This window comes from Anaerovibrio sp. RM50 (genome assembly GCF_000622005.1).
Lineage (GTDB): Bacteria > Bacillota > Negativicutes > Selenomonadales > Selenomonadaceae > Anaerovibrio.
In genome coordinates, this window is sequence record NZ_KK211383.1 from 145148 (window position 1) to 170107 (window position 24960).

25 protein-coding genes and 3 tRNA genes are annotated in these 24960 nt (G+C 47.2%); 3 read left to right on the plus strand and 25 right to left on the minus strand.

Annotated elements, in window-relative coordinates:
* Nucleotides 1-163 precede the first annotated feature (163 nt).
* Complete coding sequence (putP, locus tag T525_RS0112040; RefSeq protein ID WP_051533609.1) at nt 164-1591, plus strand: sodium/proline symporter PutP; 1428 nt, start codon at nt 164-166, stop codon at nt 1589-1591.
* A 296-nt stretch (nt 1592-1887) separates the two neighbouring features.
* On the opposite strand, the gene T525_RS0112045 is transcribed toward putP, so the two are convergent.
* The gene (locus tag T525_RS0112045) at nt 1888-2823 is read right to left on the minus strand and encodes a glycosyltransferase family 2 protein (RefSeq protein ID WP_027407385.1); all 936 of its coding nucleotides are present in this window, start codon (nt 2821-2823) and stop codon (nt 1888-1890) included.
* A 114-nt stretch (nt 2824-2937) separates the two neighbouring features.
* Here T525_RS0112045 and T525_RS0112050 point away from each other — a divergent pair, with 114 nt between their 5' ends.
* Nucleotides 2938-3339 carry a GtrA family protein gene (locus T525_RS0112050; protein WP_027407386.1) on the plus strand — a complete coding sequence of 134 codons (402 nt, stop codon included), beginning with the start codon at nt 2938-2940 and terminating at the stop codon, nt 3337-3339.
* A 104-nt stretch (nt 3340-3443) separates the two neighbouring features.
* Here the strand turns inward: T525_RS0112050 and T525_RS0112055 are convergent, their stop codons facing one another.
* From T525_RS0112055 to T525_RS0112110, 12 genes are all read right to left on the minus strand, one after another.
* A complete protein-coding gene (locus T525_RS0112055) occupies nt 3444-3812 on the minus strand; it encodes a hypothetical protein (RefSeq protein ID WP_027407387.1) in 369 nt (122 codons plus the stop codon).
* Nucleotides 3813-3826: 14 nt separating this feature from the next.
* Complete coding sequence (gene floA / locus T525_RS0112060) at nt 3827-4813, minus strand: flotillin-like protein FloA (RefSeq protein WP_027397358.1); 987 nt, start codon at nt 4811-4813, stop codon at nt 3827-3829.
* Nucleotides 4814-4861: 48 nt separating this feature from the next.
* Nucleotides 4862-5116: an NfeD family protein gene (locus tag T525_RS0112065; protein WP_027407388.1), complete on the minus strand. Its 255-nt coding sequence runs from the start codon at nt 5114-5116 to the stop codon at nt 4862-4864.
* A 67-nt stretch (nt 5117-5183) separates the two neighbouring features.
* Nucleotides 5184-5702 carry a transcription repressor NadR gene (locus tag T525_RS0112070; protein ID WP_027407389.1) on the minus strand — a complete coding sequence of 173 codons (519 nt, stop codon included), beginning with the start codon at nt 5700-5702 and terminating at the stop codon, nt 5184-5186.
* Between the two features lie 99 nt (nt 5703-5801).
* Nucleotides 5802-5877: transfer RNA gene (locus T525_RS0112075), tRNA-Val, on the minus strand.
* Between the two features lie 38 nt (nt 5878-5915).
* Nucleotides 5916-5990, minus strand: a tRNA-Glu gene (locus T525_RS0112080).
* 2 nt (nt 5991-5992) lie between these two features.
* Nucleotides 5993-6068, minus strand: a tRNA-Asn gene (locus tag T525_RS0112085).
* 77 nt (nt 6069-6145) lie between these two features.
* Complete coding sequence (locus T525_RS16645; protein WP_037325650.1) at nt 6146-7315, minus strand: YecA family protein; 1170 nt, start codon at nt 7313-7315, stop codon at nt 6146-6148.
* A 50-nt stretch (nt 7316-7365) separates the two neighbouring features.
* Nucleotides 7366-8580, minus strand: coding sequence for an N-acetylmuramoyl-L-alanine amidase (locus tag T525_RS0112095; protein WP_037325651.1), 1215 nt, complete (start codon nt 8578-8580; stop codon nt 7366-7368).
* 124 nt (nt 8581-8704) lie between these two features.
* Complete coding sequence (locus T525_RS0112100) at nt 8705-9484, minus strand: amino acid ABC transporter ATP-binding protein (RefSeq protein WP_304412566.1); 780 nt, start codon at nt 9482-9484, stop codon at nt 8705-8707.
* Complete coding sequence (locus T525_RS0112105; protein WP_027407393.1) at nt 9465-10109, minus strand: amino acid ABC transporter permease; 645 nt, start codon at nt 10107-10109, stop codon at nt 9465-9467. The genes T525_RS0112100 and T525_RS0112105 overlap by 20 nt, the downstream gene beginning before the upstream one ends.
* Nucleotides 10110-10309: 200 nt before the next feature.
* Complete coding sequence (locus T525_RS0112110) at nt 10310-11104, minus strand: amino acid ABC transporter substrate-binding protein (protein WP_051533580.1); 795 nt, start codon at nt 11102-11104, stop codon at nt 10310-10312.
* Nucleotides 11105-11339: 235 nt separating this feature from the next.
* On the opposite strand from T525_RS0112110, the gene T525_RS0112115 reads away from it, so the two are divergent.
* Nucleotides 11340-12404 carry an HD-GYP domain-containing protein gene (locus tag T525_RS0112115; protein ID WP_027407395.1) on the plus strand — a complete coding sequence of 355 codons (1065 nt, stop codon included), beginning with the start codon at nt 11340-11342 and terminating at the stop codon, nt 12402-12404.
* A gap of 78 nt (nt 12405-12482) precedes the next feature.
* Here T525_RS0112115 and T525_RS0112120 read toward each other — a convergent pair whose 3' ends face one another.
* The 12 genes from T525_RS0112120 to T525_RS0112175 all read right to left on the minus strand — a co-directional run bounded on the left by T525_RS0112120 (nt 12483) and on the right by T525_RS0112175 (nt 24952).
* Complete coding sequence (locus T525_RS0112120; protein ID WP_027407396.1) at nt 12483-13700, minus strand: ABC transporter permease; 1218 nt, start codon at nt 13698-13700, stop codon at nt 12483-12485.
* Nucleotides 13690-14406: an ABC transporter ATP-binding protein gene (locus T525_RS0112125; protein WP_027407397.1), complete on the minus strand. Its 717-nt coding sequence runs from the start codon at nt 14404-14406 to the stop codon at nt 13690-13692. The genes T525_RS0112120 and T525_RS0112125 overlap by 11 nt, the downstream gene beginning before the upstream one ends.
* A gap of 19 nt (nt 14407-14425) precedes the next feature.
* Nucleotides 14426-15553 (minus strand): efflux RND transporter periplasmic adaptor subunit, encoded by a 1128-nt coding sequence (locus T525_RS0112130; protein WP_027407398.1) that lies wholly within the window; start codon nt 15551-15553, stop codon nt 14426-14428.
* Between the two features lie 35 nt (nt 15554-15588).
* Nucleotides 15589-16899, minus strand: a complete 1311-nt coding sequence (locus tag T525_RS15155; protein WP_037325684.1) for a TolC family protein — start codon at nt 16897-16899, stop codon at nt 15589-15591.
* A 140-nt stretch (nt 16900-17039) separates the two neighbouring features.
* Nucleotides 17040-18191: a S41 family peptidase gene (locus T525_RS0112140; RefSeq protein WP_027407399.1), complete on the minus strand. Its 1152-nt coding sequence runs from the start codon at nt 18189-18191 to the stop codon at nt 17040-17042.
* A 94-nt stretch (nt 18192-18285) separates the two neighbouring features.
* A complete protein-coding gene (locus T525_RS0112145) occupies nt 18286-19419 on the minus strand; it encodes a murein hydrolase activator EnvC (protein WP_037325652.1) in 1134 nt (377 codons plus the stop codon).
* Nucleotides 19420-19428: 9 nt separating this feature from the next.
* Entirely contained in the window at nt 19429-20316 is an 888-nt protein-coding gene (gene ftsX / locus T525_RS0112150) for a permease-like cell division protein FtsX (protein ID WP_027407401.1), read from the minus strand.
* Nucleotides 20306-20992 carry a cell division ATP-binding protein FtsE gene (gene ftsE, locus T525_RS0112155; RefSeq protein WP_027407402.1) on the minus strand — a complete coding sequence of 229 codons (687 nt, stop codon included), beginning with the start codon at nt 20990-20992 and terminating at the stop codon, nt 20306-20308. Before ftsE ends, ftsX begins: the two co-directional genes overlap by 11 nt.
* A gap of 207 nt (nt 20993-21199) precedes the next feature.
* Nucleotides 21200-22066, minus strand: a complete 867-nt coding sequence (locus T525_RS0112160; RefSeq protein ID WP_198022694.1) for an Rpn family recombination-promoting nuclease/putative transposase — start codon at nt 22064-22066, stop codon at nt 21200-21202.
* A gap of 284 nt (nt 22067-22350) precedes the next feature.
* On the minus strand, nt 22351-23085 hold the full coding sequence (locus T525_RS0112165; RefSeq protein ID WP_027407404.1) for an ATP-binding protein: 735 nt from the start codon (nt 23083-23085) through the stop codon (nt 22351-22353).
* Between the two features lie 135 nt (nt 23086-23220).
* Nucleotides 23221-24147 (minus strand): ketopantoate reductase family protein, encoded by a 927-nt coding sequence (locus tag T525_RS0112170; protein WP_027407405.1) that lies wholly within the window; start codon nt 24145-24147, stop codon nt 23221-23223.
* A 199-nt stretch (nt 24148-24346) separates the two neighbouring features.
* Nucleotides 24347-24952 (minus strand): DUF1847 domain-containing protein, encoded by a 606-nt coding sequence (locus tag T525_RS0112175; protein WP_027397375.1) that lies wholly within the window; start codon nt 24950-24952, stop codon nt 24347-24349.
* Nucleotides 24953-24960 lie beyond the last annotated feature (8 nt).

Below are 24960 nucleotides of genomic sequence, written 5' to 3' on the forward strand. Positions count from 1 at the left end.
AAATCCTTCTTTGATTTCAATTTTATTTATCATTCTTTAAAATCCGATTTGCCAAAAAGGAATTCTTCTTTGTATAATAGGAAAGTATTATGTTTTGATATAGGAGGAATAACATTTGGATAATATATTAATAATTTCGGCCTTTGTTATATATTTGGGCCTGATGATGTTTATCGGATTATATTATTATAGGAAGACAAACAACATGGACGACTATATCATAGGCAACAGAAAGCTGGGGGCATGGGTAACCTCCCTCAGCGCCGAGGCCTCTGATATGAGCGGCTGGATGCTGATGGGTCTCCCCGGCGCAGCATATCTGGCGGGGCTTAACGCCGGCTGGATTGCAGTGGGGCTGGCTATTGGCACATACGCCAACTGGAAATTTATTGCGGCCAGACTGAGAAAGTTTACGGAAATTGCCAACAATTCCCTGACCCTGCCGGATTTTTTCCAGAACCGCTACAATGACAACAGCAATATTTTGCGGGTTGCCCCGGCAATTTTTATCATTATTTTCTTCGTAATATATACCTCCTCAGGCTTTGTCAGCGGTGGCAAGCTGTTCAGTACCCTCTTTGGGCTGGACTACTCCACAGCCGTGCTTCTTGGTGCCTTTGTGGTGGTATTCTACACCCTCACCGGCGGCTTTATGGCCGTGTGCTGGACTGATTTTATTCAGGGCGTTATGATGTTCTTTGCCATTATTATGGTTCCTTCCGTGGCAGTATATGCTTTGGGTGGTATATCCAACACAGCCACTGCTGTAAACATTATGAATCCAACCTTCTTCAATCCATTCATGGGTCCTGATGGTTCAACCATTTCCTTCATTGAATTTATTTCCCTTATGGGCTGGGGCCTTGGTTACTTTGGCCAGCCACATATTCTCATTCGTTTCATGGCCATCAAGTCCTCCAATGAACTGAGCCGTGCCATGCATATTGCCATGGTTTGGGTTGCAATTTCCCTGGCCGCAGCAGTGGCCGTTGGTATTGTGGGCAGCGTTTATCTCACGGAAACTCTTACGGGTCCAAAGGTTGAAACAGTATTTCTGGTAATGACCGAAGAGCTGTTTACCCCATTTGTTGGTGGCCTTATAATGTCTGCTGTATTGGCTGCAATCATGAGTACCGCATCAGCCCAGCTGCTGGTGGCTGCCTCCGCCTTCTCACAGGATTTTTACCGCTCTGTTTTCCGCAAAGAGGCAGGACAGCGTGAGCTTATCTGGGTAAGCCGCACTGCAGTGCTGGTTATTTCCACCATGGCCATCGGCTTGGCCATGAACCCGAACAGCTTCATTCTGGATATGGTTTCATACGCCTGGGCCGGCTTCGGCGCCGCCTTTGGGCCAGCTCTGATTATGTCCCTGTTCTGGAGAAGGGCCACCAGAAACGGCATACTGGCAGGCATTTGTGTAGGTGGCCTTACCGTGCTTATCTGGAAGCAGCTTGCCCTCTTCGGCCTCTACGAGATTATTCCGGGCTTCCTGTTCTCCCTGCTTGCAATTTATATTGTAAGCAAGCTGGATAAGGAGCCTTCCAAGGAAATTACGGATATGTTTGATTCCGTACAGCATTCAGAAATCTGATAGCATAAGCAAGATGAAAGCATAGGGCTTTTCATAGTAAAAATGGACTGACAGCGGGGCATTTCCCTGGCCTGTCAGTCCATTTTTAAATTTCTCAAAAAAATTTTGAAATTTTTTCTCATTTGGGTATTGAAAATCATTTTCATTTATGCTATATTATATCCAGGCTTTGAAAAAAGCCGTAACTCTCCTAAATATAATACACACACACCAGAAAAGGGATTCCCCGAGGACAGGGAATCCCTTTTCTGGTGGAAAACAATATTCCAAAGGCAGTTTACAACACTTTATTTAATTTATTCTTCATCCTTGGGACGACCGCGGCCGACGAGGTATAACGGTCTGTTTTTAACTTCCTCGTAAATGCGGCCGATGTATTCTCCCAGAATGCCCAGCACCGTCAGCTGCATGCCCCCGAAGAATACTATGCAGGCCGTAATGGTAGCCCAACCAGCTACCGCATCATCATAGACAAATTTTGATACCAAAACGTGCAAAAACAGCAGTATACTTATGAAACCGCAGAAAACACCAATATACATGCCCATACGCAATGGCAAGGTGGAAAAGGCCATTACACCATCAATGGCCAAATGAAGCATTTTCTTGGGGGAGAACTTGGAAACCCCCGCAAAGCGCTTTGGGGCCACAAATTCTATATAGGTCTGCTTGAAGCCCATGGAACCTATCATCCCACGAATGAAGCGGGCGTGCTCACGATAACGGCGGAAGGCCTTTACCGCCACCTGATCCATAAGGCGAAAATCTGCCCCACCTTCCTGAATATGTACGGTGGAAACCATGTTCAGCAGCTTGTAATAATAGGTCGAGGTCAGCTTTTTCACGGCTGAAACCCCTTCCGTGGTCTTGCGGATGGTCTGCACCACCTCATAGCCCTCTTCCCACTTGGCAAGCAGCTCAGGAATCAGCTCTGGAGGATGCTGCATATCCCCATCCATCATAATAACCGCATCACCGTCGGCGTGATCAAGGCCGCAGGTGAGGGCCAGCTGATGGCCAGAGTTTTTGGCAAGGAAAATGGACTGAACCCTGGAATCCTTCTTTTCCAGCTCCCGCAGTATTTCACGGCTGCGGTCCTTGGAGCCGTCATCCACAAAATCCAGCTCAAATTCATAGTCCAGCTTGTCAAACACGTCAACAATGGCCTCATAAAAATGCTCTATATTATCTTCTTCATTGTATACAGGAACAACAACTGATATAATCTTCATGGTTATCTCTTTTCTATTTTTTAATCCAGTACAAAATACCCTAACTATTTAATACCTAAATATTATAATAGCAGCGGGAGTTTTTCTCAACACAAAATTCCAAAGGGGAGCATAATGAAATTAATCCAACAAACAAAACATCACTTTTTAACCAAGGAATTTTTCCTTTTTTTGGTTATTGGCTGTATCAACACCTTTAACTGCACTTTTCTGGCCTGGCTCTGTTCCTTCCTTATAACCGATGCCAATCTCACCTTCAACATTGGTTACATTTTGGCTAATCTCTGTGCCTGCTGGATGAACAGCCGCTTTGTCTTCCATGATACATTGTCCGTAAGCCGATTTGTCAAATTCTTTATATCCTATATTCCCAACTATATCATTCAGAATATCATCGTAATAATATTCTACAACTGGCTGGACTATCCGCCAATTGTCAGCTACCTTATAGCTGCAATACTTGGAATACCAATTACCTTCCTTATGGTAAAAATCTTCGCCTTTGGGCGAAAGTAAAAATCGGACCGGGTTGACCAGACCGATTCACTTTTGCAATAAAACGGGACTGTCCCAGCTGATGACTTTCATCAGGGAACAGCCCCGTTTTAAATTATCTTTATTTACCTTATTCTGTTACGTCTTGCTTTTGGTTTTCCCAATATTTCCGCCCAGACTACGGCCTGTGCCATACCACTCATGGGCTTTCTCCTATGCTCCGTGGTATAGGAAGGGTCCTGGGGCGGTTCCACATGCTTTTCCTCATAATCGTCCGTATGACGGGTAAGATACTCCTGATAGGGATTATGGACCTGGGCATACTCATTGGGATGATGAGGTCTGTGCTGGGGCGGAGGCGGCTCCTGGGGCCTGCCTATATCCGGCGGTGTCCAGTCCTTTGGAATAGGCTGGGCCGGTGGCTTCTTTTTGTCCAGCACATTGCCCAGTATAACCATAAAGGCAAATACCACTATTGGAATAACATAATCCATAGCATTTCACCTGCTTACTTAATTGGTGGTGGGGTCAGTGGACTGTCATCGGCACTGCGGCTGATGCTGTCACGCATATCAGTATCAGCCTTTACGTTGTTAAGATTGTAATAATCCATTACCCCCAAATTGCCGTTCTTCAATGCCTCAGCCATGGCGTGTGGCACCTCTGCCTGGGCCTCTACTACCTTGGCCTCCATCTCCTGGGTATAGGCCTTCATCTCCTGCTCCTTGGCTACGGCCATAGCACGGCGTTCCTCAGCCTTGGCCTGGGCAATGCGCTTGTCGGCCTCGGCCTGATCAGTCAGAAGCTCGGCACCGATATTTCTGCCCACATCAACGTCGGCAATATCAATGGAGAGAATCTCAAAGGCAGTACCTGCATCCAGGCCCTTGCCCAACACTGTCTTGGAAATATCATCAGGATTTGCCAGCACATCGGTGTGGCTCACAGAGGAACCTACAGTGGTAACGATACCCTCACCGACACGGGCGATGATAGTTGGCTCACCGGCACCGCCCACAAGGCGGTCGATGTTGGCACGGACAGTAACCCTTGCCTTGATACGCAGCTCAATTCCGTTCTTGGCCACAGCGGAAACCACAGGAGTCTCAATAACCTTTGGATTAACGCTCATCTGTACAGCTTCCAGCACATCACGGCCAGCCAGATCAATGGCGGCAGAGCGCTCAAAAGGAAGTGGTATCTGGGCTCTGTGGGCAGCAATAAGGGCATCTACCACCTTGTCCACATTACCGCCGGCAAGGAAATGGGCCTCCAGCTGGTTAACCTCCACGCTAAGACCAGCCTTGTTTGCCTTAATAAGAGGATATACGATGCGGGAAGGAATAACCTGACGCAGGCGCATACCTACCAGAGTAAAGATTCCCACGGGCACGTTGGCCGCCTTGGCTGCAATCCACAGGCGCAGAGGCACAAAGTGCAAAAATACAAAGAGAAATACAATGGCCAGGAAAATCCACAGACCACTGAAATCCATTAAAAAATCAAAAATTTCGTCCATAAAATACACCCTTTCAACTTTATATTATCTGACAACCACGTGGTTGCCGTTAACAGCAATAACTTTGACCTCCTGTCCCTTGGGGATATAATCCCCCTCGGAGACCACGTCCACAGGCTCACCGTTAATAATAACCGTTCCCGCGGGCCTCAGTTCCCGGGACACAATGCCCTTGCAGCCCACCAGCTCCGATTTTTCCACGGCACTGACATAGCCCTTTTCAGTTGTGGTACGGTCCTTCAGCACAAAGTTGTGCCACAAATCACTTAAGAAGGACATGCTTCTCCCCCCTTACTGCCCTATATAATAGCAATATCATCTGATTATTAGCTGAAAAAATACTGCTCTATTTGTTGGCGCAGATGTTTTCCGCCCTGAGCTGGGCCTTGATACGCTCCAGTGAGGCCTGATCCGGCACCTCTATGGTGTGGAGATGCACCCCCTGGGTCACAATGGAAAGGGGCATTCCCGCACATTCCTTCATTCGGCTGTCGAAAACCTCCACATCATGGCGGTTTCTCAGCATCAGATCAGCCCTTATTTCACCGTAAAGTGGGTGTTCCACAATAACATCCCGCACATAGCCACCATTGTCCACAATAATCTCCAGTTCCCGTCGCATAAGCTCCGGGCCGTGCTTGCAGGCAATAATCCCCACTATGCCGTGAACCTCCCCATCCTCCGGCAGCACATAGCCCCTTGGGGTGGCATATACAGTAACACCGCCGGCTCTGATTACGCTGATATCCCCCACAATAATCTGGCGGCTAACATTAAATTTCTTGGAAAGATACCCTCCCGTAAGAGGTCCCTTGGCCTGCTTCAACGCTTCCAAAAGCAGGTCCCGACGTTCCTGAGTGTCCATAAAAATTCCCCCCCTTTATTTCATTGTAGTAAAGCTCTATGAAAAAAGCAAATGGACAAATAAAAAAGACTACTAAAAATAGTAGTCTTGATTTTTAAATGGTGGGCGCTAACGGGATCGAACCGCTGACATTCTGCTTGTAAGGCAGACGCTCTCCCAGCTGAGCTAAGCGCCCGTATAAAAGGGGATTGGGTAATCCCCTCTATTTTTTAATGGTGACGCGTACGGGATTCGAACCCGTGAAGCCGCCGTGAAAGGGCGGTGTCTTAACCACTTGACCAACGCGCCATTGGCTCCTCGAGCAGGACTCGAACCTGCGACATACGGATTAACAGTCCGTCGTTCTACCGGCTGAACTATCGAGGAATCATTTGTGTCGGTGACGTCGACAAGTGATATAATACTGCATTTCAAAATAAAATGCAAGCATTTTTTGAATTTTTTTAGTAATTTTTGTCAAGGCAGCAATTCTTGTACTTTTTGCCGCTGCCACAAGGGCACGGATCGTTGCGGCCAACCTTCTTGCCACCGCGCACTACAGTCTGACGTGGCATATTTGCCAGCTCGTCCTCTGTATGCCCCTTCAGAACCCATTTAGGCAGGGTCTTGTTGTAGCGGCCGATGAGGCCATACAGCTCCTGGGTCTCTTCCAGCTTCGGAAGCACCAGCTTCTGGTCCTTCAAAAAGCCCACGATTTCCTTCATACCATAACCATTCTGGATAATAATATTAATGGAACGGACAGCCTCTGCGGCCTGGAGAACGTCCAAATTACACTTGTTCATCAGGAACTGGGCCAATGCCCTGTAGGCACCCGTGGACTCCACGTAGGATTCCTGCCCCGCATCCCACACCTTATCGTATGGCAGTTCAGCATAATCAATGGTGGTATTTTGCATTTGCGCTGACTGCAGGGCCTCCACATTCATCAGCTCGGAATACATGAGCTCATGCTTGCCGGCCTGAATATTGTCATACCAGCAGCCACCGTTAAGGATAATGCCGATAAAATCAGCAAACTCCAGCTCATCGTCAATATATTCGCAAACCTTGGCATAAAGCTGATCGTAATCCATTACGCCGTAATAGAATACCAGGCCGGAGGCCAGACGGATAACCTCCGTATTGAGGGCAGTTGCCTGCTGGAAGGCAGCATTATTAATCTTGCTGTACTCCTTCTGGATTTCCTTTGGCATATACCATACCAGCTTGCCATCAGAAAGGCCGCAGTACATAATGCCGATACCACGGAGATAATCCAGACGGCCATCATCAAGCTGCAGATCAGTGGCTAACCCCTTGTTCTTGCACGCATAGTCGAAAACGTCCTTCTGGTCCTCAAAGGCACTGACAAACCAGCGCTGGGCGAACTTAATAACCTCCGGCATTACTGCCTCCACCATCTCCGCCTTCTTTACGCGGTTGATGTTGGCAGCAACGGGAAGATTCAAATTATACTGTATATCCTCCAGCTCTGTCTTGGTAAGGGCGGTAAGGGCCTCCTCCAAAGTCAGCTTGGCTGGAAGCTTATGACGACGAAGGCTCTTCATGCGCTCTGCCTTCTGCTCCGCAATTACTTCATTAAATTGTTCATCAGAAAAGGTAAATTCCAAATCACTCAACCTCACATATTTTCATATTATATAATTTATCAAATTTTCCATTAGCCAAAGAATTTTCTGATTCCCGCCAAAATACCGGAAGCGGCCTTTTTAATGCCCGCATCGGAATTCAGCAGCCTTTCTTCCTTTTCATTGGAAATAAAGGCGGTCTCCAGCAGAACAGCCGGCATGGTGGTGTGTCTTACAACGTAGAAATTACAGCTCTTGACTCCTCTATGGCCTGTGGAAAGGGCTGATACCACCCCATCAGAGATACACTGGGCCAACCGGACAGAGGCCTTGGTGCCCTTGCCATAGTAATAACCAGTGGTACCGCTTGGGCTGCTGCTGGTAAAGGAATCCATGTGAATGGAAACAAATATGTCCGAATTATTTTTGTTGGCTACGTCACAACGGGCCTGAAGCTCCTCAATATCCGTTGCCTTGCCTCTCTTTGGGGATACCTCAGTATCCTTGATGCGGGTCATAATGACCTCGGCCCCCTCTGCTTTCAGCTGACGCTGCAGCTCCTGGGCAATGCGAAGAGTAATGCTTTTTTCTGTAACCCCTGTTGGTCCAATGGCACCCACATCGCTGCCACCGTGACCTGCATCAATGGTAATCTTTTTCCCCTTGATGCCGGGAGTAAATTCAGGCTCCACAACAGGGATAACCTCTTCCTTCTTGTCCTTATTTTCTTCAGGGTTGGTGGAAGGTGTAATGGTATCATCCCCCGATGATGGCTGCGTATTATCCTTATTGCCGGTTTCGGAGCCCTTCTTGCCAAAATCTATGGCCGCCCCTCCTGAGCCCTTGCTCACATTACCGAAATCCAAAACAAGGCGATGCCCTGTGTCTCCCCCGTTAAGGGTAAAGAAATTTCGGTTGCTCTCGTTCATGGAGCTTTCAATAACCACCCGCACTGTATTAGGGTCAAACTGGGCCAGCCGTACACTTTTGGCAAAGCGGCTGCCCACGTTAATAGTCTTCTTTAAATCCGAGCTGATCCAGGCCCCCTGAATATCCACTACTATACGTTGAGGATTGCTGAGGACACTGGTCTTGAAGGTAACATCCTTCGTGGTATCCAGTACAATACGGGCTCTGTCCCCGTTGGAGCTTACACGTATATCCTTAATCTCCGCCATATTGGCCATACGCTGGGCGAAGGTGGCTGCCTGTGCTTCTGAGGAAGCAAAAAACATAAGAAAACCAGCCAAAAGCAGCATTATCCCTGCAAAATGAAGAAAAATGCCCTTAGCCTTAAGAAAATGCATAATATATATTCCCCCAAAAACGGGCTTTTACGCCCCTAAAACACGCTAAAATTTCCAATTTCTTCTAATATAATATATGAGAATAAATTTCTAACTAGAAAGTTTATCATATAATTCTGAAAAATTAAAGCATGTTCTTGAGGAAAGCCTGTGTCCGCTCTTCCTGTGGGTTGTCAATGACCTGACGGGCAGGCCCCTCCTCCACAATGACGCCACCCTCCACAAATACCACGTGACTGGCCGCCTCTCTGGCGAAGTTCATTTCGTGGGTAACTACCATCATGGTCATGTGCTCATCAGCCAGCTCCCGCATGGTCTTCAGCACTTCCCCAGTGAGCTCCGGATCCAGGGCGGAGGTTGGCTCATCAAAGAGCATAATATCCGGCTTCATGCAAAGGGCCCTGGCAATGGCCACACGCTGCTGCTGACCGCCGGAAAGACGGGAAGGATACCAGTCCTTTTTTTCCAAAAGACCAACCTTTTTCAGGAGGGCCTCCGCCTCGGGAATTACCTCCTCCTTCTTCCGTTTCTGCACTTGTACCGGGGCCTCCAGAAGATTCTGCATAACGGTCATGTGGGGAAAGAGATTAAACTGCTGGAACACCATGCCGGTGCAGGAGAGAATATTCCGTGATTCCTTTTCGGAAACGTATTCCGCCACGTTTTCCCCGTTATTTTGGGCCAGCACCCGGCCCTTGATCTCGATTTTCCCCGAGTCAATCTCCTCCAGGCGATTAATGCAGCGAAGAAGGGTACTCTTGCCGGAGCCGGATGGGCCGATAACTGCCATTACCTCACCCTTTTTCAGCTCCAGATTGATGCCCTTTAAAATCTCCAGGTCACCAAAGCGCTTATGAATCTGCGTCAGCCGCAGCATTACATCATTATTTGTCATATTTTCCATAATATGCCTCCAGCTTCTTGAAGCCCCATGTAAGTACGGCTGTCATAATAAGGTAGAAAACTGCTGCCACCACAAAAGGTGTCATGTCGAACTCCCGCTGTACGATGGTACGGGCCACCCTCAGCAGGTCGTTCATGGCCAGTATATAAATGAGGGAAGTATCCTTTACCAGATTAATTGTCTCATTGCTTACAGGAGGCAGCACATAACGGATCATTTGTGGAATAATAATGCGGCGCATGGTCTGCTTGTGGGTCATGCCAAGGGTCTTGGCCGCCTCATACTGGCCCTTGGAAATTGACTGAATGCCAGCACGGAAAATCTCCGCAAAATAGGCGGCATAATTCAGGGTAAAGGCCAAAAGAGCCGCCACCAGATCCGGCAGCATAATGCCCACCATTGGCAGGGCAAAATAAACGAAAAGCAGCTGCAGCATCAAAGGAGTGCCACGCATAAGCCAGATGTAAAATTCCATAAAGCGGCTTACCAGCTTCAGGGAGGACAGGCGCCCAAAGGCAGCCAGCAATCCCAGCGGCAATGAAAAAATCAGCGTAATAAAGAATATCTGCAATGTGACCTGGGTGCCTTCCAGCATCAGGACAACAGTGTGCATCAAATTATCCATAATTAATTTGAAACCCCTTTTAAATTATTTTATCAATTTTGCGCTTTACCGTAGCAAAGCATCAAGCCTATATATTTTACATCAAAAAAAGGACTATTGCAAACATGCAACAGTCCTTTTATGAACCTCATCCGGTCACTGAGTGTAGGCACCGACGGCGAAGCCTAGTACCCGAAGGGTGCTTCCCCAGAGGGGAAGGCTTACTTCTTAAGAGTAATATCCTTTGCGAACCACTTCTCGGAAATCTTGGCCACAGTGCCGTCCTTGATCATTTCATCAAAGACCTTCTGTACCTTGTCACGGAGAGCCTGGTCATCCTTGCGGAAGGCAAAGCCGAACTGGCTTACATCGCCGATAACGGTATCAATGGCAGTAATCTTTTCAGGGTGCTTGCTGATGTAGTAACGGCCGATAATCTCATCACCTACTACCGCATCAATACGGCCATTTTCCAGATCCATAAATGCATTGATGAAATCAGGATAATACTTTACTTCCTTCATGGAAGACTTCAGTTCCTTCTTGCCCTCGAAATATTCCTCGGAGGTGCCGCCGCTCTGGGTACCGATTACCTTGCCGGCCAGATCTGCCTCGGAAGCAATTTTTACTCCCTTGTTGGTGGCTACGAAAACAATCTGACGGTTGTTCATGTAAGGGTCAGAGAAAAGCATATTTTCCTTGCGCTTCTCGGTGATATCAAGACCGTTCCAGAGAACATCCACACGGCCGCTCTTCAGCTCAGCCTCCTTGGAGTTCCAGTCAATGGCCTTAAACTCCACATCACAGCCCAGACGCTTGGAAGCCTCCTTGGCCAGATCAATATCAAAACCTACGATTTCATTCTTTTCATCCTTGAAGCCCATAGGTGGGAAGTTGTCGTCCAAACCAACCACAATCTTCTGTGTGGCATCCTTCTTTGCTGTGTCATTGCCGCAGCCGGCCAGAGCCGCCATAGCCAGAACCAGCATCATGCAAATAGCCAAAATCTTCTTCATAAACCAATACACTCCTTTTTGAAATAAATAATTGCATTTTCAATACGCATATTATACTTTAGTTCGTTAATGTATTGCAAGAGAAAAATGATAAAATATTAAAATTTCTGGTACATTTTCCCCGACTTTTGTCCAGTTATAAATTATTTTTTAGTTTTTTTCACATTTAAGTAGGATTTTTATTGTATGATATAGAAATGTACAAGGGTAAATATTGAATACGGAGGGGCTGTGTATGAAAGAATTAACTATTAGCGAATTAGAACCGGGTATGGAACTGGCCCGTACAATACTTAACGATGACATGGTTGTTGTTCTGTCAGAAAATACTTTGCTGACCAAGGCTCACATTACCAGACTGGAATTCCTTAACGTTCCTTACGTTTACGTTAAGGATGAATATGAACTCAGCCCGAACTACCAGAATGTTATGGCGATGTTCAATCGCAGCAACGCATTTGCAGCCCAGTATCGGGAGGTAGTTCACGAGGTAAACGATATCTTTACCTCCACCCTGAAGGATAATCAGGTTCCGGCGGAAAAGACCAAGGAGCTGGTTAAGGAAGACCTGATGCCTATGTCCAAGCAGAGCGGTGCCATTGATTATCTCTATGAGCTCAATCACATGGCTGATGACGTATATAACCACTCCATTCGCGTATCCATTCTGGCAGGTGTTATCGGCAAATGGCTGCTCATGCCATCCAGACAGGTAACCGATCTGATTACTGCCGGCTTCCTCCACGATATTGGTAAGGTTCATTTCCCTGAAAGATTACAGAACCGCCAGGTGGAAACCCTCAAGGGTGAAGATTTCGAGGCATATCAGCAGCATACATACGATGGCTACAAGATTCTGGCCACCAGCCCTGAGCTTTCCGAGGGAATAAAGCAGGCCGCACTGCAGCACCATGAGGCAATGGACGGCACCGGCATTCCGGATGGTATCAGCGGTGACAAAATTCATCAGTTTGCCCGTATTATTGCCATTGCTGATCTTTACGACAACATTACCACAGAGCGCGAGGGCTTTGTCCGTCAGACACCGTTTGCGGCCATTGCCAAGATTACAGAGCTCATGTACAGCAAGCTGGACCCTGAAATCTGCGTCGTAATACTGAAGAGAATCAAGGATGCCTTCCTGGGCTCCACTGTAGTTCTCAACAACGGCCTCACCGGCACCATCCTCCGTTATCCTGATGATTTGGCCATTCATCCACTTATCAAGATTGACCAGGACAATATCATTGACCTGAATGAGCATCGGGGCATCAAGATTGTGGAATATAACGCAAAATAAGTCAGATACAAAGTAAAATTAAATGACATAAAAAAAGTTGTGAATGCAAATGCATCCACAACTTTTTTATTTGGAAACTTACTCGTACCTTAAAGCCTCAATAGGGTCCAGCTTGGCAGCCTTCCTGGCAGGATAAATGCCAAAAAACAGGCCGATACCCACGGAGAAGCTGAAGGACACAAAAACAGGCAACGGAGTAATAACCGTGGTGAAATTGCCAAACTTCCCCACCAGCATGGACAGGCCGCAGCCAATGCCAATGCCTATAATGCCGCCGATTACGCCGATTACCACGGATTCTATCAAAAACTGCATCATAATATTCTGGAAGGTGGCACCCAAGGCTTTGCGGATACCTATCTCCCGGGTACGCTCCGTAACTGACACCATCATTATATTCATAATGCCGATGCCACCTACCACCAGGGAAATTCCCGCAATGCTGCCCAACAAAATGGTAAGCATGGTGGTGGTCTGATTCATGGTTTCCATAAGACTTGTCATATTGCGGACATTAAAATCATCCGCCTTGCCACCGATGATTTTGTGACGCTGACGAAGCAGCACCTCGATATCCTCCTGAACCTGATCCATTTTATTGGAATCAGACACCTGAATATTTACTGAGGACACATAATCCATGGCCATAAGGCGCTCCATGGCAGTGGTAAGTGGCACAATAACCACGTCATCCTGGTCCTGGCCCATTGAGGACTGGCCCTTGCTTTCCAGAACTCCGATTACCTTAAAGGGCTGATTGTTGACGCGAATATTCTGTCCCACAGGATTGCTGGTGCCAAAAAGATTGGTGGCAACGGTACTGCCGATAACCGCCACACGGTTTCTCTTGTTATTGTCATTTTCTGTGATGAAGGATCCGGTGCCCACCTCCAGAGAACGGATGGACATGTATTCAGGGGTCACACCCATTACCGAGGAATTCCAGTTCTGATTGCCGTAGACAATCTGGTAGGAACGGGACACAGAAGGAGATACGAAATCGATATTCTTTGCCTTCTCCTTAATAGCCAATGCATCATCATATTTCAGATTGGTGCGGGAGCCCGCCGCCCCACGGATACCGCCTCGGTCGGTGGAGCCAGGGGATACGATAAGCATATTGCTTCCCAGTGAGGAAATGCTGCTTACCACGTCGCTTTTTACACCCATACCCACAGAAACCATGGCAATAACGGCACCAACGCCGATGATTATGCCCAGCATGGTGAGAAGGGAACGCATTTTATTGGCCAAAAGGGCTGTAAAGGCCATGGAAAAGCTTTCCTTAAACAACATCCAAAACCACGCCCTTCCCTTCATCTCTGGTAATAACACCATCACGTACCAGCAGCTGACGGCTGGCACATACTGCTATATCCGGCTCATGGGTTACCAAAATAATGGTACGTCCCTTTTCGTGCATGGACTGGAATATTTCCATTATCTCCTTGGTGGACTTGGTATCAAGATTGCCTGTTGGCTCGTCCGCCATGATAATCTGGGGATCATTTACCAGAGCGCGGGCAATGGCCACACGCTGGCGCTGGCCACCTGAAAGCTCGTTGGGCTGATGGTCCGCCCGATCCGCCAGACCCACCTGCTCCAGAAAATACATGGCCCGCTCCTCCCGCTCATCTGAGTCCACCCCGGCATACACCAAAGGCAGGGCCACATTTTCCAAGGCGGAAATTCTGGAAAGCAGATTGAAATTCTGAAAAACAAAGCCAATTTTCTGATTTCTGGTCTTGGCCAGCATATCGTCACTGAGGTGGGCCACCTCCTGACCATCCAGTCTGTAGGATCCTACACTGGGGCGGTCAAGGCATCCCAGAATATTCATAAGCGTTGACTTGCCTGAGCCTGATGGCCCCATAAGAGCAGCAAATTCCCCTTCCTTAATGTCAAGATCGATGCCATTGAGGGCCGCCACCTCCTGGTCTCCCACCTTATACAGCTTTTTTATTCCCCTAAGGCTGATAGTAATTTTTTCAATATTCCCCATTAGTTATCAACCTCCGATCTTATATTGGAGGTCCGCCCGGGCCACCACCCCTGGAGGCAGTGGAGCTGCTGGCTTTGGCCTTATAGGTAATGGCAACGGTATCTCCGTCTGAAAGGCCATCCTCAATTTCCACAAATTCATCACTGTAGATGCCAGTGGATACATAGCGTTTTTCAGTAGTGCCGTCCGGCAGACTCAGCTGAACATAGGAGCCCTTGGTATCAGTTTTCAATGCTGAAATTGGCACCACCAGGGCATCCTCCTTCTCGGAGGTCACAATATCAACACGGGCTGTCATGGCCGGCAAAAGCAGATTATCCGGATCATCAACGTCCAACACCACATAATAGTAAATTACGCTGGCACTGGAGGAGGAGGAAGCAGAACTGTTGCTGGAGTTGGTATTCCAGCTGTTGGTCACATCGGTCTGGGAAATCTTGGAAACCTTGGCATTAAAGGTTTTTCCAGTGTATGTATCAACGGTAAAGGTGGCATTCTGGCCCACCTTCACGCTGCCAATATCTGTTTCATCCACCTTGGCCAGAATCTGCTTTTTGCTCATATCTGCAATGGTCATAATTACAGTAGGATTGCTGTTGCCCTGAACGGCCATGGTTCCGGCACTCTTAGGCTCCCCTACCACAACGCCGTCCATAGGAGCCACAATAACTGTCTCACTTAAATCGGACTGGGTTTTTTCCAAATTACTGGATGCGGTATCATAGGTTAGCTGGGCATCCTCCAGCTCCTCCTGGGACTTGGCCCCAATGGAATTAAGGTAGGATACGCGATGATACTTGGCCTTGGCATTAATCAGCTTAAATTCCGCCTGGTCATTGGAGGCCTCATAATCCTTGCCGTCCAATATGGCCACCGTCTGCCCCGCCGTTACGTGGTCGTTTTCCTTCACCAGCACCGACTTGATACGGGCTGTAATCTTGGAGCTTACCTCTACGGAATCCACAGGACGGATGGTGCCTGTGGCGGATACCGTGGACTTTATTTTCATGCGCTGAACCTTGGCCATTTCAGTGGCTGGCTTGTTCTTCTCCGCCTGAGAGTTGCTGTAATACATATACCCGCCAAATATTACCACCAGAATTGCCACTATTATGCCAGCTATGGTGAAAGTCTTTTTCTTTCTCATAGTTTTGCCTCTTTTCTAACTTGGGAATTAGCCCTTTATTTTTCAGCAGGAGCATTTGAAAGGGTGGAGGTGGAAGGATGAACATCCAGTCCCATATCACTTTCCACAGCAGCCTTGTGTCTTGCGTAATCATACTGAGCACTAAAGTAATTGTGCTGTGCCCGTTCCAGAGCATCCTGGGCATCGATAATATCCAGCATTATACCCTCGCCAGCCTTATACTTCTCATTGGCAATAAAGTAATCCTCCTGAGCCTCGCGAACGGCCTCCTTGGTGGATTCAAAGCGCTTTTCTGCTTCCCGCATACTGTTATAGTCCGTGCGGACATTCATGTCCACAGTACCCTTGTCCTTGCTGAGGGTAAGCTTGGCCGTCTCCAGATCCACCTTGGCGGCATTTACCTTTCCCTTGGTAACGCCACTGTCCCAGATGTTCCAGCTAACGCCGATAGTTCCGGAAACGCTGTGATTGTCGCGGCTTGGCACCACCTGATCGCTCCAGCCGGTGTTTACGCTGAGATCCACCGTTGGCATGTAGCCCGCTTGAGCGTTCTTAAGGGCCAGCTCCTTCTGCTTCACCTGATATTCATCCACGATTAAATCCTTGCGATTCTCCAAAGCGTATGCCACGCAGGAATTTACATCATCTTCAAAGGGCTCGTAAACAAAGTCGTCCGTCAGCTCCAATGGCTCGTTCTGGTCCATAAAAAGGAGATTTTTTAACTTGCTGATGGAGTTTTCATAGGCATTTTCCCCTTTTATCAGGCTCTGGCGGGCATCAGCCAGCTCCACCTGGGAGCGGAGCACATCTATTTTGGCCTTGCTGCCGGCATTGTAGAGCTGCTCCACGTTGGTAAGGTGCTGCTGGTACTTGTCCACGGAATCCTGATAAACCGCCGTCTGCTTTCTGGCCTGTAAAACGTCATAATAGGCCTTGATTACCTCCAATTTGGTGGTTTCCCACTTGCGCTGGGTCTGGAGCTTGGCAATATCCACGCCGATTTCCGCGCTTTCAATATTACGGCCCGTTGTGTTTCCGTTAAAAATAGGCATGGACGCAGAAATACTGGTATTGTTGTTGTTATTCCAACCCATGTCGTTCTGCTCGGACTTGCCAAAATTGGTCCCCGCCTTTACGGAAATACTGTTACTTCCTCTGGCCTGGCTCAGCTTGGCCTGGGCAGAATCCTCTGCCAGTCTGGTTATATTTACGTCAGGATTATTAACCAGAGCCGTCTGTATGGCCTCCTCCAGTGACAGGGCCGCACATTCCCCGGACGCCGGAGCTCCTGCCATAAAGCCGCTGGCAGCCAGCAATATGGCTCCTATTAAAAATCTCTTTTTCATAATTAACATCCTTTCAAAGCTCCCGGCCCATCATCGGGGCAGAACCTGTTAAAAACAGTGTTTTTATCTCATTAATGAGTATATGACCTGAACATAAACATTTTATAAACTAAAAATTAAAATCCCATTAATTTAAGGACTTATTGTATTTTCTCCTTCATAACCTCAATGGCCCTCTTAAGCTGGACATCCTCAGTTGGATTTTCCGGCAGTTCTATTTCCACATCGGGCTGAATGCCGATGCCATCGATGCTGGCGCCAGATGGGGTGTAATACTTGGCCACGGTGAGCTTAATACCGTCACCCCTGAAAAGTGGCATAATGGTCTGAACAGAGCCCTTGCCATAGGATTTCATTCCCACCAAAGTGGCCGCACCCCTGTCCTTCAGGGCTCCAGCCAAAATCTCCGAAGCACTGGCACTGTTGCCGTCAATAAGCACCACAATAGGAAGGCCCCTCTCAGTCAGACTGGATTCAAAGACCTGCTTATTGCCGGATTTATCTATGAGAGATACCACTTCCCCCTCGGGCACCACCATATTGGCGATTTCCATACAGGAAGTAACCAGCCCCCCCGGATTGGCTCTCAGATCAATAATAAGCCCCTTGGCATTCTTGGCCTTTTCCTTTTCCAGAGCATCCTTGAATTCCTTGCCAGTGTTTTCACTGAAGGAAGCAATGCGAATATAGCCGATATCAGTATCCGGAATCATCTCCCCCGCTGCGGTGGTCATGGCAATAATGGAGCGGGTAAGGGTATAATCCTTGTCCTCTTCTCCCTGACGGCGGATGGTGATTACCACCTGGGTTCCCTCAACGCCACGGATTTTTCCCACCACTTCCTCTGGCTGAAGCTCGGAAACGGGAGTCCCCTCCACGGCAATTACTTCATCCCCGGCCTGAAGTCCAGCCTCCTGGCCAGGAGTATTTTCCATTACGGACATAATCTTGCAGTGGCCCGGCTCAGCAAAGCTCATAACCACTCCAATGCCACCAAAGGTACCATTATTTATATCATTAAGCTGACGATATTTTTCCTCATCAAGGTAAATGGAATACTTGTCTCCCAAGGACTTCATCATGCCATCAATGGAACCGTTAATAAGTGCTGTACGGTCCACCTCTCCGGCAAAATGACTTTCCACGAAACGCACAGTGGCTATAAAGCGGATCATATCCCCTGCCTTTACCACTGAGCCCCCCATAAGATAAAGGGCAGCACAGCCTGTCACCACCAAAGTAATCAGTACAGTGCTGATTACAAGAAGAATATTTTTCATAGTCTGACTCATGGACATTCTCCATTCATTTCCAAAATAACCCCTAAAGCAAATTAGAGCCCTTTCGCCTGCCACTGTGGGCAGGCAAAAGAGCACGCTAATATTATTACAAATAACTATATGGACTTACAGGCTCACCGTTTTCACGAACCTCGAAATGGCAATGAGGTCCCGTGGAATTACCAGTGGATCCGCAAAGGGCAATGGTCTGGCCCTGGGTTACGGACTCACCAACACCCACCAAGAGAGACTGATTATGACCATACAGGGTAGTAATGCCGCCGCCGTGGTCAATAATAACAGTGTTGCCATAACCGCTGATCCAGCCGGAATGAATAACAGTTCCAGTGGCAGCAGCCGCAATTGGCTCACCATAATCGCCGCCAATATCCAGACCGCTGTGATAACGCTGGGTACCAAAAATTGGATGGGTGCGCCAACCAAATTCAGATGTAATAGGACCATAAATAGGCCATATCATGGCACCGGAGCCACTGCCAACATAGCTGCCCCCCACCATCTGGCTGCGCTGAATCATGCGGGTAATTTCCTCAGATGCCGCCATGATTTCCTCATAGGCCTGCTGTGAAACTTCCCTGTCATACTCTGCCTTATCCAAAAGGACCTGCTGCTCCTGCTTCTTGTCCAGCATATTCTGCTGTTTTATTTCAGCATCTGCCACCAGAAGCTCCACATCAGCCTTGTCCTTTTCCAGCTTGGCCTTGGTAGCCATCACTACCTCGCGGTCAGCCTTAACCTTCATAATGAGCTCATAATCATGCTTTATAATGCGCTTGAGAATGTCCATACGGGTAAGGAAATCAGAGAAATCCTTGGCCCCGAAGAGCACATCCACATAGCTGATCTGACCGTTGATGTAAATATCCCTTACACGTTTGGCCAGCTTTTTGTTCTTTTTCTTCAGATCCTTCTCGGTTTTTTCCAGCAGCTCCGTATTGTCGTCAATATCGGACTTAACCTGATCCAGTCTGCCTTTGACTTCCTTGTATTCGGCGGTGGCTACATCCACTTCCTCCTGCAAAACCCGCAGCTTTTCAGAGAGATTGTCCACACGGGCCTGGGCCTCGTTGGTAATCTCCTGCTGCTGGGCTGCCTTCTCCTGAAGATCCTGAAGCTGTGCCTCAAGATCGTCAGCCAGAGCAGTCCCCGCCACAGAAAGTGACATAAAAATGGCCATCACCATACTGGCCGTCTTGTGCTTTGTAGTAAAAATACCCATAGCAGCACCTCAGACCTTCAGGAAACGCTTGATGGAGACGGTACTGCCGATGGCCCCCATAATCATGCCGCCAATAACCACAATCAATGTAACGTAAGTGAGGAATGGCTCCTCTGGAATCAGCGGGAAGAAGGCCAAAGTATCGTAAATCTTGGCAGTAATGCCGGAATAGGTGAGGCGCAGCACAACGGAAGCGATAATACTTCCCAAAAAGCCCATCACAATACCCTCCAGCACAAATGGCCAGCGAATAAACCAGTCAGTTGCCCCTACGTATTTCATAATGGCAATCTCCTTGCGGCGGGCAAACACCGTAAGGCGAATGGTATTGGAAATAATAAATAGGGTGGCCAAAGCCAGCACCATCATCAGGGCAAAGCCGAAAATACGAATGAGACGGGTAATATCAAAGAGATGCTCCATAACGTCCTGACCGTACTTGGCACTGTCAACTCCCTCGAACTTTTCAATGTTCTCAGCGGCGGTTTTGACCATTTCCGGCTGAAGCACCATAACCTCGAAGGAATCAGGTAAAGGATTTGTCTCATCAAGAGCATCCAAAAGTGTCTTCTGGTCACCCAGACGCTCCTTGAATTTCTCCATGGCCTCTTCCTTGGTCACGAAGGTAACCTTCTCAACGCCCTGCATCTGCTTAAGTTCCTTCTCCAGATCCTTGGCATCCTCACGGGAGAAATCATCCTCCAGATAAACCTTGATCTGAACCTGGGATTCCATGGTATCCACCATTTTATTCATATTCATAACCAGCATGAGGAACATGCCGAAAATAAACAGGGATACAGCAACAGTGCCGATGGAAGCAACGGACATCCAGTTGTTGCGCTTAAGGGAGTGCATAACCTCCCGGACAAAATACTCCACAGTATTAATGTTCATAGCCGTAACCTCCTCGTGCCTCGTCACGGACTATTTCACCATTCTCAATGGCAATTACACGCTTCTGCATGGCATCCACAATGGTCTTATCATGGGTTGCCATTACGATGGTGGTGCCGGAAGCATTAATGCTCTTGAAAATGTCCATAATACCCCATGAAGTCTCCGGATCAAGGTTACCCGTAGGCTCGTCGGCGATAACGATGGCAGGATTATTTACAATAGCACGGGCAATGGCCACACGCTGCTGCTCGCCACCGGAGAGCTGATTTGGGAAGCACTTGTACTTGTCACGAAGTCCCACAATATCCAGCACGTTGTTCACGTTGCGCTGCATCATGCGGCGCGGTGCCTCAATAACCTGCATGGCAAAGGCAATGTTCTCATACACTGTCTTGTCCGGCAGCAGGCGGTAATCCTGGAAAATTACGCCCAAAGAACGGCGCAAAAAAGGCACATCCCTGTTGGACATGTGTATAATATCACGGCCGTTGACGGTGAGAATGCCGGAGGACGGCAAAACCTCACGAAACAGCATCTTAATAAAGGTGGATTTGCCGGCGCCACTAGGGCCTACCAAAAACACAAACTCACCCTTCTTAATATCAACATTGATATGATTGAGGGCAATGGCACCATTGTCATATACCTTCATAACATCATTCATATGAATCATCGAGAAACCTCCATTTCTACACTGAACTTAATTTTATCACAAATGGAGCTATTCTAAAAGAATTATCAATTAGAGGTTTTTGGTTTCGCCATACACTAACAGTTAATCCTAATGAAAAAAGAGAGCTGATGCAACAACATAGTGCAGTCACTCTCTTTCTTATTTTCATTATTCGTGTACTATGGCTGATTTTATTACACACGCGATTCAGTTGTACGCGAGGTTATTTCTCTTGGCAATTTCCATAACATTTTCCAGAGGTGTATCAGCCTGTCGCGAGATTTTTTCGTATGGTTCACGGTCTTTGAGCATATTAATAACAACCTTTATAGTTTTTGCTTCCGTAGCTTTCTTGGTAGCTTCTTCAGCTGCTTCTTCTGCCCTGACTTCCATGGCCCTGTTCCAATCCCATTTGAAATTTACCATATCCAAAACCTCCCTCTGTTCCTTGTTGGAGAAATAGTCTTTCAAAAAATCATTTTCTTTACAATACTGTATAGCCTTAATAATAGCTTGACGAAGGGGTTTGCCCTCAGATATTTTCTGCCGCACCTGGGCAACGAAGATACTGTAGCACTTCAAATCATTGCATTTTTGCAAAAGTTCACTGCTTTTATCATAGTTTATGTTAAAAGCCGAAAGCTCCAGCTCCAAAGAATGAGTTTTTTCCGTAAAAGCATCTGACAATCGCATTATCCAATGCTCCGGTGTCTCATCAGTCCCGTTGTAAAACACATAAAACTCTGGTGCAGGAAGTAGTATACGAGTCTTTTTGTAGGGAGCATCAGGTTTAACTCTTTGCCGGTACAATTTAGCAATGTACCAAAGCATCCGCAGTGGCATATTTTCCGACAGTGTTGACTGGTGTTCCATGAGTACGATATGACGGTTCCCCACCATAAAGCTGATGTCATTCTTGATATCTTCAAAAAATGTTCCCCGTAAGGTGGTAATCTTGATGTCCTTTACAGCGACCTTCTCACCAGTCAAAGCATAATAGATTCCCTGTAGCCTCTTTTTGTCATTAAAAATGTCACGAAACAGTGAATCCTTATATGTTCGTCTAGCCTTCATAAAACGACCCTCCCATGTCATTTTTAAAAAAATCGACCATGGGAAAGCCCTTAAAAGGCTTCTTTTACATGTATCCTCCCAATCTCAACCTAATTTTATCACAAAAGCGGATAACCTAAAAGAAATATGTTATGGCTCATTCCCTCAGATTTTACAATTTCATTCCCTCAGTTTTTACGATTCCATTCCTTCATATTTCATATTTTCATTCCCTCATATTTCATGTACCAAAAAATACCCTTAGTACACAGCTAATTGTACCAAGGGCATCTCTACACTAATATTTAATCCAATATTCTTCCGTCCCGGGAGATGGTTACCACCTGCCATGGAAGGAATTTGCCGCTGTTTTTCAGGGCTGTTTCTGCAGCTCTTTGGAGGCCGCCGCAGCATGGCACCTCCATACGGAGAATAGTTACGCTCTTAATGTCATTATTGCTGATGATTTCCGTCAGCTTTTCGCTGTAATCTCCTTCATCAAGCTTTGGACAGCCAATAAGGGTTATCTTACCCTTCATGAAATCCTCATGGACATTGGCATAGGCATAGGCGGTGCAGTCCGCCGCAATTAACAGCTTGGCTCCGTCATAAAATGGTGCCTGGGTTGGCAGCAGCTTGATCTGGCAAGGCCACTGATTAAGCTGGGAAACAGGCCGTGCAGAAGCCATTGGCGGATTATCTGTCTGAGGCTCTGGTTCTTCTGTCCGTTTCAACTGCATTAATCTGGAGCCAGGACAGCCCATTCCCATTTGTGGCATCATTGATGAAGGAGCCGCCTTCTTGGCACTTTGGGCCGCCTTCACTGCCGCCTCATCATAGGCCGGTGCTTCCCGCTTTTCAAAGGTAATGGCTCCTGTAGGGCATCCTGGCAGGCAGTCACCAAGTCCATCACAGAAATGCTCCCTCATCAGCTTGGCTTTACCATCTACAATATCTATGGCTCCCTCATGGCAAGCCTTGGCACACAGTCCACAGCCGTTACATTTTTCCTCATCAATATGAATAATCTGTCTAAGCATATTTATTTCCTCCTATTGTTCACACACCTTAACTTCATGACATGATTATATACGAATCATCCTAAATGTTATGTTGTAAAAACAACATTTTAGAAGTTTTTCACAGTTTATCAGGAGAAATATGCCAGATTATCATTATTTTATTGCCTTAGCAGCTCCCCAGTCATTTATCTTCTCATAAAGTGGCACTGAAACGCCATATTCCTTGCCTAGACTCACCACTCTGGTTACCAGACCGCTAAATTCTGACTGACGGCCCCGCTGGATATCCCTCTGCATGGACATGGTGGAGCCCGGTTTCAGTGCGTCCATCATCTTAAGGCCCGTTTCCACCAGATCCTGCTGGAAATCCGCCCCCATGGCATTTCCCAGATTCTCCACTTCCTTTATAAGCCCGGCAAACATATCCCGCTTTTCCCCCGGTGTCTGGAACACCTCACAGGAGGAATCATAGTAGGACCCTGCCGCTGCGGCAGGAGATACAAAGGCAAATTTCTGCAGGGCATCACGGATAATATTATCACTGAAATGTGCTTTTATCTCTGCGTCACGCAAAATCTGCTCCAGCTGCCGTGCCTTGTCTATTAGCTTTCCCTCCTGCTTTGGCCGATAGCCAAAAATCACCCGCAAAATTTTATTGGACTGGTATATAACTCCAGGAGCTTCTATTTCACTCATTACATAAATACAGCCATCAAGGCAGGTCAACTCAGTAAGCTTTTCCTGCATCACACCGCCAGTTCCAAAGACATTCAGAATAGGTACAATCAGAGTATCCTGCCCCGCCTTTTCATGGGCAAATGCAATAGCATCCTCAATATTGTAGTATTTCACGCAAACAAAGAGCACATCCGGCGTATCCACATACTCATCTGCCGTAACGGCCTTTATATTGTCCACCGTAACGGTACCACGATGATTGGTATGTAGCACCAGTCCTTTTTCCTGTATTGCCTTTAAATGCTGCCCCCGAGCGATAAGCGTCACATCATTGTTCGCCATAGCCAAATAAGCCGCCAATGTTCCGCCAGTTCCCCCGGCACCAAATATACAAAATTTCATGTGAGGCCCTCCCTCTCTCTACTTTCCTTGATTGTACATGTCACTAGTAACCTTCATTGATTGTTATACTATTATTTTATCTGTTTTGTAGTATTTATACAATTTGACATTCTATATATCGCTAAGACACGTAAGGCTGGATACCGATGATACGCACCATCGGCTCCAGCCTTTTTCACTACAATATATAATATGACTTTTACAAATCCTGTGCCGCCAGGCCCAGTTTTTTCTTCCAATAACCGGAATATACCACCGCCATTGGATTGTTCCCCAGCACCCGATCCTTAACCACCAAGGTAGTAACCGGACCATCACAGGCCTTGGAAAAGAGAGCATCATGTCCCACACATAGTCCAGCAGACACGAAAAGCTCCACACCATGCTCATTAAGGTACTTGGCCTGAGCCTTTGGATTACACATTGGCTCTACTGCACTCTTTGGATTTACCTTCTTTAACTTCAGCACATCCTTGGGAATACTGCAATTCTTACAGCAAACGGAAACGACTTCAAAGCCCTGATCAGCAAAAAACTTGGCAAATAGCTTTGCTTCATCCCGAATACCCATGCAAAACCCGATACCAATGGTCTTATATCCCATTTTTCTGGCAAACTCAGCAGTTTCCTGCAAACGGGTATATTTCATATAAAAGGTACCCTCCACATAGGCGGCCGCCTTCATTATACGTCTTTCCTCTTTATCGTATAGGGCCAATACCTCGCTCTGCTCCACAGGAACACAGCTTTTCCCCTTCATAAAACACATATGATTAGCATTGCAATTAGCGCAATCTCCCAACATTGTTCACA